Origin of the sequence: Actinoplanes sp. NPDC026619 (assembly GCF_040638295.1) — a bacterium.
GTDB lineage: Bacteria > Actinomycetota > Actinomycetes > Mycobacteriales > Micromonosporaceae > Actinoplanes.
The window spans coordinates 334,481-348,550 of record NZ_JBEZYA010000009.1; the positions used below are offsets into that span (position 1 = coordinate 334,481).

14 protein-coding genes and 1 pseudogene are annotated in these 14,070 nt (G+C 67.0%); 10 read left to right on the forward strand and 5 right to left on the reverse strand.

Annotated elements, in window-relative coordinates; translation table 11 throughout:
• Nucleotides 1-33: 33 nt before the first annotated feature.
• The 4 genes from AB0E90_RS22100 to AB0E90_RS22115 all read left to right on the forward strand — a co-directional run bounded on the left by AB0E90_RS22100 (nucleotide 34) and on the right by AB0E90_RS22115 (nucleotide 3,895).
• Complete coding sequence (locus AB0E90_RS22100; protein WP_360408442.1) at nucleotides 34-1,056, forward strand: alcohol dehydrogenase catalytic domain-containing protein; 1,023 nt, start codon at nucleotides 34-36, stop codon at nucleotides 1,054-1,056.
• Nucleotides 1,057-1,065: 9 nt separating this feature from the next.
• Nucleotides 1,066-2,055, forward strand: coding sequence for a phosphotransferase (locus AB0E90_RS22105; protein ID WP_360408445.1), 990 nt, complete (start codon nucleotides 1,066-1,068; stop codon nucleotides 2,053-2,055).
• A gap of 766 nt (nucleotides 2,056-2,821) precedes the next feature.
• Complete coding sequence (locus tag AB0E90_RS22110) at nucleotides 2,822-3,490, forward strand: HAD family phosphatase (protein ID WP_360408448.1); 669 nt, start codon at nucleotides 2,822-2,824, stop codon at nucleotides 3,488-3,490.
• 225 nt (nucleotides 3,491-3,715) lie between these two features.
• Entirely contained in the window at nucleotides 3,716-3,895 is a 180-nt protein-coding gene (locus tag AB0E90_RS22115) for a helix-turn-helix domain-containing protein (protein ID WP_360408451.1), read from the forward strand.
• A 53-nt stretch (nucleotides 3,896-3,948) separates the two neighbouring features.
• Here the strand turns inward: AB0E90_RS22115 and AB0E90_RS22120 are convergent.
• Nucleotides 3,949-4,266 (reverse strand): annotated as a pseudogene (locus AB0E90_RS22120) (hypothetical protein); the annotation flags it as partial.
• A gap of 72 nt (nucleotides 4,267-4,338) precedes the next feature.
• Complete coding sequence (locus AB0E90_RS22125) at nucleotides 4,339-4,758, reverse strand: LLM class flavin-dependent oxidoreductase (protein WP_360408511.1); 420 nt, start codon at nucleotides 4,756-4,758, stop codon at nucleotides 4,339-4,341.
• Between AB0E90_RS22125 and AB0E90_RS22130 the strand changes: the two genes are divergently transcribed.
• Nucleotides 4,669-5,601 carry a hypothetical protein gene (locus AB0E90_RS22130; protein ID WP_360408454.1) on the forward strand — a complete coding sequence of 311 codons (933 nt, stop codon included), beginning with the start codon at nucleotides 4,669-4,671 and terminating at the stop codon, nucleotides 5,599-5,601. The genes AB0E90_RS22125 and AB0E90_RS22130 overlap by 90 nt on opposite strands.
• A gap of 49 nt (nucleotides 5,602-5,650) precedes the next feature.
• Here the strand turns inward: AB0E90_RS22130 and AB0E90_RS22135 are convergent, their stop codons facing one another.
• Complete coding sequence (locus AB0E90_RS22135) at nucleotides 5,651-5,851, reverse strand: hypothetical protein (RefSeq protein ID WP_360408457.1); 201 nt, start codon at nucleotides 5,849-5,851, stop codon at nucleotides 5,651-5,653.
• On the opposite strand from AB0E90_RS22135, the gene AB0E90_RS22140 reads away from it, so the two are divergent.
• The 4 genes from AB0E90_RS22140 to AB0E90_RS22155 all read left to right on the forward strand — a co-directional run bounded on the left by AB0E90_RS22140 (nucleotide 5,837) and on the right by AB0E90_RS22155 (nucleotide 9,344).
• Nucleotides 5,837-6,532, forward strand: coding sequence for a hypothetical protein (locus tag AB0E90_RS22140; protein ID WP_360408460.1), 696 nt, complete (start codon nucleotides 5,837-5,839; stop codon nucleotides 6,530-6,532). The genes AB0E90_RS22135 and AB0E90_RS22140 overlap by 15 nt on opposite strands.
• Entirely contained in the window at nucleotides 6,532-6,714 is a 183-nt protein-coding gene (locus AB0E90_RS22145) for a hypothetical protein (protein ID WP_360408463.1), read from the forward strand. Before AB0E90_RS22140 ends, AB0E90_RS22145 begins: the two co-directional genes overlap by 1 nt.
• A 955-nt stretch (nucleotides 6,715-7,669) precedes the next feature.
• Nucleotides 7,670-8,941 (forward strand): hypothetical protein, encoded by a 1,272-nt coding sequence (locus tag AB0E90_RS22150; protein ID WP_360408466.1) that lies wholly within the window; start codon nucleotides 7,670-7,672, stop codon nucleotides 8,939-8,941.
• A 196-nt stretch (nucleotides 8,942-9,137) separates the two neighbouring features.
• A complete protein-coding gene (locus tag AB0E90_RS22155) occupies nucleotides 9,138-9,344 on the forward strand; it encodes a hypothetical protein (protein WP_360408469.1) in 207 nt (68 codons plus the stop codon).
• 282 nt (nucleotides 9,345-9,626) lie between these two features.
• Here AB0E90_RS22155 and AB0E90_RS22160 read toward each other — a convergent pair whose 3' ends face one another.
• Entirely contained in the window at nucleotides 9,627-9,932 is a 306-nt protein-coding gene (locus AB0E90_RS22160) for a helix-turn-helix domain-containing protein (RefSeq protein ID WP_360408472.1), read from the reverse strand.
• A 184-nt stretch (nucleotides 9,933-10,116) separates the two neighbouring features.
• Between AB0E90_RS22160 and AB0E90_RS22165 the strand changes: the two genes are divergently transcribed.
• Nucleotides 10,117-10,707 (forward strand): DNA-binding response regulator, encoded by a 591-nt coding sequence (locus AB0E90_RS22165; protein WP_360408475.1) that lies wholly within the window; start codon nucleotides 10,117-10,119, stop codon nucleotides 10,705-10,707.
• On the opposite strand, the gene AB0E90_RS22170 is transcribed toward AB0E90_RS22165, so the two are convergent.
• A complete protein-coding gene (locus AB0E90_RS22170; RefSeq protein WP_360408514.1) occupies nucleotides 10,704-13,922 on the reverse strand; it encodes an AAA family ATPase in 3,219 nt (1,072 codons plus the stop codon). The two genes, AB0E90_RS22165 and AB0E90_RS22170, sit on opposite strands and share 4 nt — an antisense overlap.
• Nucleotides 13,923-14,070 lie beyond the last annotated feature (148 nt).

A 14,070-nucleotide genomic window follows, 5' to 3' on the forward strand; every position in this document is an offset into this window, starting at 1 on the left:
CGTCGCGAGCGGCGGCCGGCGCCATACTGAAGCGTGCGTGCATTCGTTATCGATGGACCCCGATCCGGCCGGGTCGCCGAGGTCGACCCGCCGACGCCGGGTCCCGGGCAGGTCGTCGTCGATGTGACCCGGGTCGGACTGTGCGGGACCGACGTTGAGCTGTTCGCCGGGACCATGGTCTATCTGCAGTCCGGCGACCAGCGCGCGCCGATGGTTCCGGGGCACGAGTGGGTCGGGCGGGTTGCGCAGATCGGTCCGGGCGTCACGACGGTCGAACCCGGCCGGCGGGTGACCGGTGACACGATGCTCGGTTGCCTGCGGTGTGACCGCTGCCGGAACGGCCGGCACCACGTGTGCGACGACCGCTTCGAGATCGGCATCCGCGGCAACTGGCCCGGCGCTCTAGCCGAGCAGCTTCTTGTTCCGGCGACGGCGTTGCGCGAACTGCCCGGCAGTGTGGACGACGCCGCCGCGGCCCTGGTCGAGCCGGGCGGTTGCGCGTGGCGGGCGGTGGAGGCGGCCGGCGTCGGCCCCGGCAACACGGCATGCGTCTACGGCCCGGGCACGCTGGGGCTGCTCACGCTGCATTTCCTGGTCGCCCGCGGGGTGGCGGTCGATGTCGTCGGGCTGGACGCCACCTCCCTGGAGCTCGCGACCATGATGGGGGCGAACGCGGTCCACCGCGCGGGATCGCAGCCGAATACCCGGTACGACGCGGTCATCGACACCTCGACCGGCGCCGACGTTCCCGGCACGGCACTGCGTCACGTCACCCCGAGCGGCCGTCTCGTGCTGGTCGGGGTCGCGGAGACACCCAGCGTCGTGGACTTGCGGCAGGTGGTGATCGGGGACATCAAGGTGATCGGCATTCTCGCGGCGTCCGCCGGACTGGACGCCACGATCCGGGAGTTCTCGACCCGGCAGATTCCCACCGATCTCCTGGTCGGCGCCACCGTCGCGCTGGACCAGGTCGCGGACGTGCTGGCCGGGAAACGCCCCGCGCACGCGGGACCGGGACCCAAGATCCAGGTGGATCCGCGCCAGGGCGATCAGTGACGTGGACAGATGATCGAGCCGGCGATCTGGCGTTCCCTCTACGAGGAATCGTGCGTCAGCGGCACGAAACTGTCCGGCATCTACCATGACAACTACGTTGTCCAGCACGACGGCGTGCGATATGTCCTGAGGCTGCCGCGACCGATGCCGCCGTCGTACGACGTCGAACCGCGCATGTTCGGTGAGGCCGCCATCCTCGAAGCGCTGCCGTTCGGTCTTCCGGTGCCGAGGCTCGTCCACCAGTCGGACGAGCCGGACTTCCTGGTCACGAGCTGGTGCCCGGGGGAGCGGCTGGACACGATCCGGCCGCCGGACACTCCCGCGCCGGCATCCCTGGCCAGCACCGTCGCCACGGTCTTCACGAGGCTCTACGACATGGATCCCGCGGATCTGGGCGAGCCGCTGCCGGTGTCGCCCTGGGCCGCGACGGCGATCGACGGCGACTTCTTCGGCGGGCTGCTCTCCTGGCTGGACCGGATCTATCAGGGCGCTGACGCCGCCGAGCAAGCGTTCCTGAGTGCGGTTGGCCTGCCGGACCAGCCCTTCTCTCCCGCCCTCCACGTCATTCGCGGCGACGATCGACGGCCGCGGCTCTGTCACGGGGACCTGCAGCGAACGAACATCCTGGCGCGGGGCGACGAGTTGTCCCTGATCGACTGGGAACTCGCCATCTGGGCAGACCCGCTCTGGGATGTCGCCTCGCATGTCCACCGGGCCGGCTTTCCGCCGGAGCAGGAGAAACAGGTCCTGTCCGCACTGCTCGCCACCATTCCCGAGTGGACCGACGGCGAGACCGGGTGGGAGGACTACCAGGTCTATCTGCGCGTCGAACGTTTCCGCTCGCTGGTTCTCGACGCCCTCCGGCATCTCCGGGGAGGACCCGAGTGGAACGAGACCCAGCGGCGGTCCGCGGTCCAGGAGTATCACCGCAAGCTGACCACGGCGGGCCTCGACATGGACTTCGCCCGTCTGTGGTCGCTACATGCCGAGTTCTGGTAAGCATTTGTCGAGTTACCAGTCATCATGGAACGCCCTGATGGCGTCGTCGTGGACCGACTCCTCGCGGCAGGCCACCGCCTTCCCGGTCATCCCACGTTTTCACGCAGCCCGTCCCCGCTGGGGCGCCTCCGCCGCGAAGTCTGATCCAGGCAACAGCTACAAACTCACCGAACTACCTGCGTACCGGCGGCCACCGCCTGCGCTGGCTTTCAAACCTCCGGATGCCGCCCGCCGTCTCGGCGCAGCCCGTAGGGAGGTTTCCTGCGCCACCATTTCTACCGCGTCGGCAAGACACCCGCCACCCGCTCGACGGGCTACGCGGAGTACGAGGTCGTCTACACACACCCGCCGCCTGCACTAGGCCATCGCCAACGCCCGGCCACTCGCACGACTGCCGGACCAATCACCGCCCCGGGTCGGCTCGCCCACCCGACCATCCACCGACATGACGGCCTCGGCGGCCTTCTCCGCGGGTACGAGCACGCAGCCTGACGCGCCGGATGGCATTCTCGGCAGGTACAAACGTCGGCGTATGCACCTCGACTCGCCAACCGAACGTTGCGGCTGTCCGCAATCCGGAGGTGGTGTTCGCGCTGGCTGTCGGCGCCGTATCCTTCCTGATGCATCAACGGCGGAGGGGTTGCACTCAAATCCTGCGGTCTTCGCCAATCATCGGGGGAAGGCCCTCAATTTTCTCGACGGCCTTCCGTCGGACTACCGTGGGCATCGAGACGACACCGGGCGTCTGCCAACTCGGGGAGGTCCGATGGATCGCATTTCACTAGCTCGAACGATAAGAATTTCGGGTATTCGGGCCGCGATATTCGACATGGACGGCACCATTGTAGATAACACTCACTACCACGAAAGGGCATGGCGGGAGTTCCTGCGACGACACGGCGTCCAGTTGTCGGAAAGCAATTTGCAGGACCTACTCTCGGGCCGGAGGACCGACCAAGTCATACCGCTCATCCTTGGTGATCGAATGAATCGGACCCAGCTTGCCGCCTGCGCTGATGAAAAGGAGAGCATTTACCGGGAAATGCACGCCGGGCGTGTTCGTGAGGTTAAGGGACTGCGCGGCGTCCTCGATCAGTTGAAGCAGCGGGGGTTAATGCTTGGCATCGCCACAGCTTCGCCCCAGAAGAATAGGGAGCTGGTCTTACGTGAACTCGGAGTCGAAGATGTTTTCGATGTGGTGTTAGGAGAGGAGCATGGGAAAGCGAAGCCGGATCCAGAGATCTTCCTGAAAACCGCTGAGAAGTTAGTGGTTGCGCCGCGAGCATGTCTGGTATTTGAGGATTCACCGGTGGGCGTGGAAGCCGCAAGAAGGGCCGGTATGAAAGTAGTTGGACTATCCACCTCTCACTCAAAGACTGAGCTGGCAGGCGCCGATATCGTGGTAGCCAACTTTACCCAGCTGACATTGACGTAACTCGGGTATACGAGCCAAACTGGGGCAATGGTGCGTCGCACCTCAAATGGATGACTATCGGTTATTGACATCTTCACGTGATGATTTGTGTTGTAGGGGTCATCGCGTGGAAGGCGCGGGGTGGTCATGTCTCGTCTGGTGTTCGCGCGTCCTGCTTGTGGACGGTGACGAGCGGGCGAGGTGCATAAGCTGGCGGCAGCGCGGCACGCGCCGAGGGATTGGGTGATGCGGGCACCGATCGTGGCACTGTCTCGGGAGCAGTTGACGGTGTCGGAGATCGGCGAGCGTGTCGGCTGTCATCCGCGGACGGTGCGGTCGTGGATCCACCGGTTCAACGTCGACGGGCAGATCGGGCTTGGAGACCGGGACCGGCCCGGCCTGGCCGCGCTGCGCGAGGCGGTGTAGCCGAGGTCCGCCGCCACGCGCGCGATCTGGCTCCGCACCTGCTCGGACACGCCGGGGCGGCCGCGTAGGGCGCGGGAGACCGTGGACGGCGCGACACCGGCCGCGGCCGCGACGTCACCGATGCTCACCGTCACGTTGACCTCCTTCACAGCCGCGACCCCTGTCGGGTCACTCCACGTCACACGTGCGAAGCGCGGAAAAGGTAACCCCAGCCAATCTCTTGCGCAAGCGTTTGCGTAAACCCTTCCAGGAGGCTGGGCCCTAATCGGGGAGCTATTCCCGGCACAGCGCGCAAGCGCTTGTTCCGCGTACGCTCGGCGAGCGACTTTCATGTTGCAGGCGTCCGTCGACGTGCCGGGCGCCACCGGCATCCGGGCCAGGGTCCGTCCCCTCTGGCGCCGAGTCGACCCCGATGGCCGGGCATCGGCCGAGGCGTCGGCTGGTCAGCCGTTGCGGAGAGCGGTGGCGGCGGCGACCAGGTCGAGCTTCTCCCGGGTGATGGGTTCGAAGCCGATGATGACGTCGTCTATGCCCAGCTCGTCGTAGGCATCGAGGCGGCGGGCGAGGGCGTCCGGCTCGGTCAGCGCGCAATCAAAGCCAACCGTACGCCGCAGGGTGGCCGGCTCGCGGCCTTCGGCGTCCAGGGCGTCGCGCATGTCAGCCAGCTGCTGCGTGAGGCGCTTGTCGGGGTCGCTGTACCAGGCCGTGTTCCAGGCGTCCGCGTAGCGGGCGGTCAGGCGCAGCATGCGCGGGCGGGTACCCGGGCGCTGGACATGGCTACTCCGGCCACCCTGTTCAGGCCCAACACCGGCGCTGAACCGAACCCGGCCGTCGTCGTGTCCCCGCAGCCGCGCGGGGCGGATGCGCTGGCACTCGACGTCTCACCGCCGGCCACGAGCGCACCGTCGGTCTTGCTACCCGCCTCGGCGCCGGCGGTCGAGTTCGACACCGTCATCGCGGCGGGCGGCCTGCTCAGCGTCCTGCCGCGGGTACAGCGCATCAAGATGGGTGCTGCCCGGGGCGGTCAGCACGCGCATGTCTGGGCCGACGAGAACAGCGTCCACATCCTCATCGATGGCGACCTCGTGAAAACCCTGCCGTCGAACCTGAACGCCGACGACCTGCAAGAACTGCGGATGCGCGGCGCTCACCCCGCCGGACCCGCGCCAGCGAGCGCTCCGGCCCTGACCACTACAGTCGCGCTGCCCGCCGGGGCCGTGGTCGAGGTCGACCGCATCGTCAACAACGACGGATACACCAGCCTCGCCGGCACCCGGCTGCGGCTCGGCGCGGACCTGCATCGCCGCAAGATCACCCTGCGTCTGGACGGCCACCTAATGCATGTCGTCCACGACGGCCGCCTGGTCAAAACCCTTCCCGCGCCGATCCCCGCCGACCAGCGCACCAGCCTCCGCGGCGCCCGGCTGACCACCACACAGCTGCCGGCACCGGCCTCCGGGCCGACCAGCGTCCAGCGCAAGGTCCCCAACGATGGGAAGGTCATGGTCGCCCGGCAGACCCTGCGGATCGGACGCACCTACGCCGGCAGCATCGTCACGGTCCACGTCGAGGACACCCACTTCCGGGTCACCCTCGACGGCGCCGAACTCTGCATCCACCCCCGCACCAGCCAGCACCCAGTCACCCGCTGGAAAGCGAAATCCACGCACCACGGATCTGAACCCGACCCGTCAACGATGTCATGAGACTGTCAACGATCTCCAGCGACCAATCCGTCAAGCATCTCGTGAGACCTCACACGACAGACAAAGCGTCGCCCTGGTCGACGGCCGCGGCGGGATCGGCAAATCGCGGCTGCTCCGCGCTTTCGCGCACTCCGCCGCCGAGCGTGGGTATACGGTGCGTTTCCTCGACCGGTCGTTCACCGCGGAACCAGCCGACATCGAGGTACTCCCGCAGACCGATCGTCTTCTGGTCGTCGTGGATGATGCCCACGAGTCGCCCGACATCGGCACCACTGTGACCGGCATCCTCCGGCGACGACCGGCCACGAAGATCTTGCTGGCCACGCGACCCTACGGCGCCGACCAACTGATGAACGACCTCCACCCCGTCGGCCTGCACCCCACAAGCGTTCCGCACCTGCAGCTCGACGACCTGTCGCTCGCGGAGGCGATCGATCTGTCCGCAGCAGTGCTGGGAACGGGCCACGAGCCGGAGGTGGTGCGAAGGCTCGCCGCGATCGGCCGCGACTGTCCACTGATTATCGTTGTCGGCGGCGGACTCATCCGGCAAGGCCAGCTCGATCCCAGCCTCATGACCAACAGCAGCTTGTTGCGCGACGAGGTGATGAGGAGGTTCGCGCGAGCACTGACCGCGGATCCGGCGATCGCCGAACCCGCCGTGCGAGGTGAGGTCCTACGAACTGTTGCCGCCCTGCAGCCATGCAGACTCAACGAACCAGAGTTCCGGCAAGCGGCAGAGATGCTGACTGGCCAAGCGTTCGATCAGGTGATGGTTCACGTGCGGCAGTTGGAGAACTCCGGAATCCTGCTGCGCCGCGTCGACGCGGCGCGGATCGTGCCCGATCTGTTGGGCGACGCCATCCTTACCGACGCCATCGTCGACTCCCGTCCGGAGCCTCCACCGGCTACCTGGACCGCATTCTCCAGGTAGTGGACGGCGACGCGCTGCTGCATCTGGTAAGCAACGCCGGCCGTGTCGACTGGAACATCCGCCATCCAGCACGTGGGGTCCAGCCCTCGCTGGTGGATTCGCTGTGGGCAACACTGGTCGAACGCTTTGAAGCAGCTGATCCGCAAGAGCATTTGAAGCAGCTGATCCGCAAGAGCAGCTGATCCTGCTGCGACGCTTGAGGCGGATCGACTTCTACCATCCAGCGTCGTTGCTGAGGATCAGCCAGTGTGCCTACCGCACCGCTCACCTGGCCGACATCGATCCCGGTGTCAGTGGCGAAATCCTCGCGGCAGTACCGCCAATTCTGGCTAAGGCAGCAACAGGGTTCGATCAACTCGCCGACGCGGCTGATCTGCTCTGGAAACTCACTGGCCGACCGCAGCAAACCGGTCAGCGGCAGCATGACGACCCCACCGAGATACTGAAGGAACTTGCCGGATTCGAACTGCTCAAGCCGGTCGCCTTCAACGTCGCCATGGTGGACGCGGTGGGGCGGTGGACGACGGAGGGGCGAGAGCACCGTCCGAGTGTGTCGCCGCTCGAGATTCTTCGGCCCCTGCTGGCCACGCAGATCGAGGATAGGACTTTCGACGGGCTCAACGTGACGGTGAGGCGACTCTTGCTGGTTCGGGAGACGGTGATTGCCGTGCGACGGGTCGCCGTCGACCTTGTGCTGGACGGGCTGCGATCTTCGGACCGGTGGGTAGCCGCTCGCGCAGCCGAGGTCGTGGCGAAGGCGCTGGAATACCCCCCTGCCGCTGCCGGGCACAGCGTCCCGGCCGAACAGCTCGACGGATGGACGCTCGACTTCCTGGAAACGTTGCGCTTGCTCCACGAGGTCGTCACCGCCGTGACCCTGGACCCGCTCGTCTGCGTGGCCCTGAGGAAGAGCCTCAACTGGCATGCCCGCCATGGCCCTGGTGCGACGAAGCCGGCAGCCCGCGCCGTCCTGGAGGCTCTTCCGGACGGCATCGACCACGAGTTCGCGGTGGCGTTGCACGACGGCTCGGGAGACCTGGTCCACGAGAGAGCGATTTTCGGGAGGCGGTGCGGATCCGGAGCGAAAGGCGCCAGGCGTTCGCTCGTGTGGTCGTCGCAACCTGGGCGGAGAGCAAAATGCTGGACAATCTTGGCCGTGGCCTGCGCGCGGAGCAGGACGCCGAGCTCAGTGGCCGGGACGCCAACCCTGAGCCGTTCGCCCACGCCCTCTTGCAGGATCGGCCGTCGCTCGCGCGAGCTCTGGTAGGGGCCGTTATCGATGAGCCGGCCGGTTCGCTGACCAGGTTGCTACCGGTCGCTGTGCGGGAGCTGCTGCTCAGTGACGCCGACGCCGGCTGGGAGGCTATCGAAACGCTCCTGGACTGCGATGACCTCGAGCTGACACGGCTGACAGCCGCCGGCCTGCATCGATTCCGCGGCGGCCGTGCGGTCATCGATGCCCGGGAGCGGGCGATACTGGAGCGGTTGCTGGCGTACGAGGACGACGTGGTCCGGCTTCAAGCCCTTCAAGTGGTACGCCAGATCAGCGAGTACGACAGGCCGATGGCCACCGAACTGCTCCTGACGGTCTCCTTCGACCAGTCGCCAGCGGTGGCAGAGCATGTATTTTACGCGTTCGGCGAGCACGGCTACCTGCCCTACGAGGATCTCGGGGACACCGACCGCGAGCGCATCCTCGCCGAGATAGCAAGCCTTCCCACGATCGACGAATACGCCGTGCAGGCCTTCCTGGCCGACCTCTCAGCGACCTACTCGGACGAGGTTCTGCAACTGCTCAAGCATCGATCGGCGGCGGAGGTCCGGCCACGGATATCCGGCTACCGCGCGTTGCCCGATCGATGGCACAAGGAGCTGCGATTCCGTGGCTCGCCGCGGTTTGGTGAACTTCTGTGGGACGCGATCACCTGGGTCGCCGAGAACCTCGACGGCACCGGCGGGCTGGAGCCGGGTGCCGTCTTCGCGGCGGTTGCGGTGACCTATGACGACGCCGTCCTCGTCGTCCTCGGTCGGGCACTTGGGGCGGGAACGGCGAACTACATCAGAGCTGTCGGGGAGGTTCTGGAATACGCGCACCGGACGTTCGTCTGGGACCATTCGGACTTCGTTACCCAGGCTCTGGATGCTGCGGATGAGCATCGCGACCAGTGCTCGCGCGCGATGCGTCGAGGCATCTACGCCGCCGTGCGCAAGGACGGATTTGGCGGGCCGATCGGTGCACCGGCCCGCCACCACCTCGAACAGCGGGATCGCAGTCGGGCCGTCGCCGCGGCGCTGACTGAAGGCTCAGCCGGGCGCGAGTTCTACGAAGCGCTGGCCAGGTCAGCGGAGTCAGAGATTCTCGGCGAGCTCGGTCACGACCGCCTCTTCCTCGAGTCACGCGACTGGTGATGCAGACGGACACCCCGCCGCGAACCTCGCGAAATCCGGACATGCATGGAAGGCGGAGGGGCGCCAAGGCGGGGCAGGCCAGCCGCTAGGCTCGGCGTACCCGCCCATGCCTGTTACTTCCGCTGCCAGACGTAGATAGCCACGACCACCGATGAGGCCCCGGAGGAGACGCAAGCGCACCGGCACCGTCGTGCGCGTGGTCACCGCCAGCCTCATCCGCGCCAAGGCGAAGGTTAACGCGGTGGTGGACCAAGAGCGCCTGGCCACTGCGGTGCAGGCCGCCGATGCCGTCAGCAGTCTCGTCTCGGGCCGACGTCGCAGCGGCGAGAACCTGAACGATTACCACCGCATACGAGAACGCATGCTCGCCGTGCTCCTGAATACCCTGACGCGGACGAGGTGAGCCGTTGCCTGGCCGAGCACTCGAGCTTGTGAACGCATCCGAGCGTTGCTCATCGGCGTGCTACGTGTGCTGCGCACTGAAGTACGACACGGCCGCCGATGAGACCGCTGGCGGCGGCCGACGAGGACGCGCGGATCGCACGGGAGAACTGAGGCGGGCCATGAGAGGCACATGAGAGACTGAGGCTCATCGGATTTTCATCAATTCGTGCGCCGGACGCGGGCTGTGTTGGGGGTTCGGCGTCGGCATCCTTTAGTGTCCACCATCGGCGCCAGCGCGGTGTCACTCGAGGGGAGTATCGGCCGCCCGGCTCTGCGCACTCGCACCGTCGGTGGCCGCGCCGTCCCCGCGCATCGCCAGCAGAACCGAGGCGACCTGGGCGATGGAGACATCGTGCCGGTTGGTGTCCGCGCGGATTCTGGCATGGATACGCCGAGCATCCCATTGCGGGTGGCGGTGTGCGAGCTCGCGAATCAGTTTCTCCGCCTCCGGGGTGGGCGGGTCTGTCTTGCCGTCGGCGAGCTCTTGAAGTGTCGCGGGCGGAATGTCGTGCGGTTGGGGTATGGATGGGTCGCCGTGGTAAACCATGAGCACCTCCGCCTGCGCGGTCGTTACCGACGACGCTAAGAAGCAGGGTGGCCGCAGGTCCACGCCCGATCGGAGGTCATGCTCCTGCCGTGTTCTGGCAGCGTCGCGCCGGTCCGTGGCGGCGGACGATACGAGATGATCCTGTTCCCGAGTGCAATCCGGCGGAAGAGAGGATCGGGCCACGGTGGCCGTCCGCGTCGCGGTCGTCGACCCGCTGCCGATGTTTCGGCACGGGGTCGCGGCGGTGTTGTCCGCCGCCGGGCACACGGTCGACATGCCGGCCGACCTGGTGGCGTGGTCGGCCCGGCGGAGGTCCGCCTTGGTGTTGCTGACCATAGTCGGCGAGGAGGATTGGCGTCTGCTGGCACAGCTGGCCGAGACTTCCGACCCGCCGGTGGTTATTGCGCTGACCGACGGTGAGTCGGCGGTGCTGGGCGCCCGGGCGATACGCATTGGCGCTCGTTCGATATTGCCGCGCGGAGCACCCGCACCGGTACTGCGGCGGACAGTTGAGGCCACCATCGACGGCCAGTCGGTGATGCCGGCGGTAGTGACGGGGCTGCTGGGTTCGGGAATTGGCACGCCGCCAGCGCCGGGCGCCGGGGCGGCATGGCTTCGGCAACTCGCGTCGGGGACGACGGTGGCTCAGCTCGCCGTGCAGAGCGGCTACTCGGAACGAGCGATGTTCCGCCTGCTGCGAGGGCTGTACCAGCAGATGGGGGCCGGCACGAGGGTCGAGGCCATCATGCGAGCGCGGGAATGGGGCTGGATCTAGGTGTCGTCGGTGAGGTGCGCGATGACCGGTGCCAGCTGTCCCGGTGGCGCGCCGGACGCATCGAGAGTGCGCAGCATGAACCTCAGCCGGGCGGTCAGCCCGCGAGCCCGGCGGTGAGCGCGGTCCTGGTCGCTGGTCCGGAACGACTCGACCGCCGAGTCGATGTCGTCGCGTCGTTCGAGCAGGCGGCTGCATCGGGCGAAGCCCTGGAAATCTCGGGCGGAGAAGTCTCGAGCGTCGGCGCGGATGCGTGCGGTAGCTTGGGTGAGTAGCTGATCGAACCACGGCCCGGCCGCGACGGGTTCGGTCAACCGGGTGACGAGGGCGAGCAGGGCTAACACGGACAGGGGCGGGTTGGGTCCGCGGTAGTGATAGGCGCGGCGGATCTGCCGCGCCGCCTCGTCAAACTGGCCCAGCCGCAGGTGGGCGACGCACAAGGTCGTGCGTGCTCGCCGCAGCACGAAGGGGTTCTCCACGCTGATGGCGCGATCGACGGCCTCGTGCGCTCGTCGTACCGCCTCCTCGACGGCGCCGTTGTCGAGGCCTGCCGCGAGTAGCAGGTCCGCGTCACCTTCCAGGCAGGCCGCGGCCAGCGTGTCGTCGCGCCGGCCGGCAGCTGTCTGCTGCGCCACGGTCAGCCACTTCCGCGCGGCGCCGACCTCGGCCAGTTCGGCGTGCCAGCGGGCGAGCTTCAAGATGAGCATGAGTCGCCGTGAGGGTTGGTCCCCGGCAAGGTCGACAGCCGTGACCGCGCAGGCGATTGCCTCCTCATACTCCCCGTAATGCCGGTGGCAGTCGGCGAGTCCTTCGAGGGCGCCGACCTGACCGGCACGGTCGTCGGCCGTGATCGCCTCATCGCGGGCGTGCGCGAACTCCAGCTGAGCCCACTCGGTTCGGTTCGCCGCGAGACTCAGCAGGCCAAGATTGTTCTGCAAGGCCACCCTGTCGGATGCCCTGGCTGCCTTCTGTGCAAGCTTCAGCGCGCGGCCGTAGGCCAGGTCGGTTTCCTCCAACTCGCCGATGGTGAGGTAGATGCCCGCCAGGGCGTTCTCGTTGGACAGCTGGTCCGCGTGCTCGCTCAGCTTGTCGCGCACCGCCAGGCGCTGCTCCAGCAGCAGGTAGCTGCAGTTCCAGGGAAACAGGACCGCGTCGATCTCGTGGATCAGCCCGAGTGCGGCATCCATTTCGTCGGCGTCGATCAGAGCGTTGAGTTCCGCTATGTGAAACCGCAGGTCGTCCACGCTGCTGGGGGTCGATGTCCGCAGGTCCGTCAGCACGTCCGCCGCCCGGAACCGAAGCTCACGCCGTGCTTCCGGCGCCATTCGAGCCATGATGATGCCGGCGTCCGCGGGTGGCAGGAAAACGTCGCCATGGTCGTTTCGGCGGCACACGTGCCGCTGGACGAGGGATTTCACGGCCTGCCTTACCTCGCCCGGCGGCCAGGAATCGATCAGCACATCCGCGACCGCATCGGTCGGCACCGGTGTGCCGAGTGCGGCTACGGCATGCAGGGCATCGCGCCGCCGTCCGTCGATCTTGTCCGTCAGAAGTCCTATGAGATGCACGGCCACCGCGTCGCCGGTGCCGCGTGGGAGCCCGTCGATGACGGTCGGCAGATCAACGGCGCCGTGGTCACCGACGATCGCGCAGACCAGTTCGCCGAGGCGAGGGTTGCCTTGTAGCCGTTGCCACAGCAGATGCTGCCGTTCGGGTGGCAGGTGGTCGAGTTCGAGCATCCCGTGGTGATCTCGGCTGTGCAGGAAGGCCAGGAACTGGTCTTGTCGTACCCGGCCAACCACGATCGGCTCTTCGTGTTCGGGCCAGCCGAACGCGGATGGTGAGACCGGTTCCTGCTGAGTCGCCAGAATGACAGACACTCGATGGTTTGGTTCATCGCTGAGTATCGCAAAGGCCTCGTCGAGGTCGCGGTCGACCATCATTCGGTTGCGGGGGTCGAGCAGGTTCTCGGCGGAGTCGACGGCCACGATGACCGGTGACCGGCGTAGATCTTTCAGGACCGCCTCGAGCCGCACCAGCGACGACATGCCGACCGCCGGTGCGGCCGTCGGGGATTCGCCGCTGATGAGGTCGATCAGGGTACGCACGTCCAGCCGCCGTTCCCGGGTGGCGAGGTGCTCACGGATCCGTACGTCCGATGCGGTCCGGTTGTCCGTTTCGATGGCCCGGAGGGTGACGTTGAGTAGCTTCGTCTTCCCCATGCCGGGTAACCCGCGCAGGAGCACCATCCCGCAGCGGCCGTCGGTCAGCCGTGTGTGCAGTCTGCGGTGCTGCTCGTCGCGGCCGAGCAGCTCGGTCACCGCGACCGGCGGCTGGTCACGATCTGTGACCGTGGTGTTCAAGGATCTGCCCGACGCGGCCGAGGTCGGGGCCGGGAGGGCCCGCGAATCCGATCTGCGCCCGTGGCCGGCGTGCTCGTCCAGGAATCTGGTCGCCGCGGCGGCAGCGAGGTCGTAGCACCACTGTTTGGCCTCCTGCTGCAGTTCCTCGGACGCGATGTGCGGTTGCGGGTCGAGATGCAAGGTGCGGCCGAGGTGAACGAGGGCGGCCCCGACCAGTGCGAGCTGGCATTGTGGCGCCCATTCTCCGCCGAACCCGAGCTCCTCGTCGAGGCTGGACTTGACGGCTTCGTGGATGGCCCGGCTGATGTCGCGGAAGTCGTTCAGCTGGCGCGGGACCGCAGCGTCCGGGTTGACGATGACGTCGATGTAGCTGCCGGGTCTGCTGCGAACCTCCCCGTATTCGTCGAGTGCGAGCGCTACCAGCAGATGCATCGGGTCATTCGCCAGGGCCGCGTCGGCCGCGAAATGGTCGTAGTCGATGAGCCGGAAGTCGCCGGCCGCGGCGCCCGGGCTGGCCTTGATCAGGATGTTGCGTGCGCTCAAGTCCCCGTGGGCGTTGCCGGTGAGCACGTTCTGGATTGGAATCCCGGCGTGGTCGCCGTCCAGGAACGATCGCGGATCGAGCCCGGTCGGTGCTGGCGCGGTCGGCAGCCAATCCAACACCTCGCCGCAGCGAGCACCAACGATGTCCTTGATGAACTGCCGGGTGGTTCGGCGTCGCGGTGTTGGTCCCCATGGGTTCCAGTCGGCGATGACCGATTGGACAACGGAACCGCACCGCTCGGGGAATCCCTGATCGCCTCGAGACTCGGACAGTCCTCGGTAGAGCCTGAGGCTGCCGCCGGCGATGTACATGAACACGATCCACAGGTCGTCGCCCAGCGGGATCGCAGTGGACTCGGTCTTCGCTAAGCCCCTGGCCAGTGTTCTTTCCCGTAACCCTCGGGTAGCCAGGGTGTGGTCCACGGCGCTGCGGTGGCCAGGTTCTGGGTGTTGGTCCGGT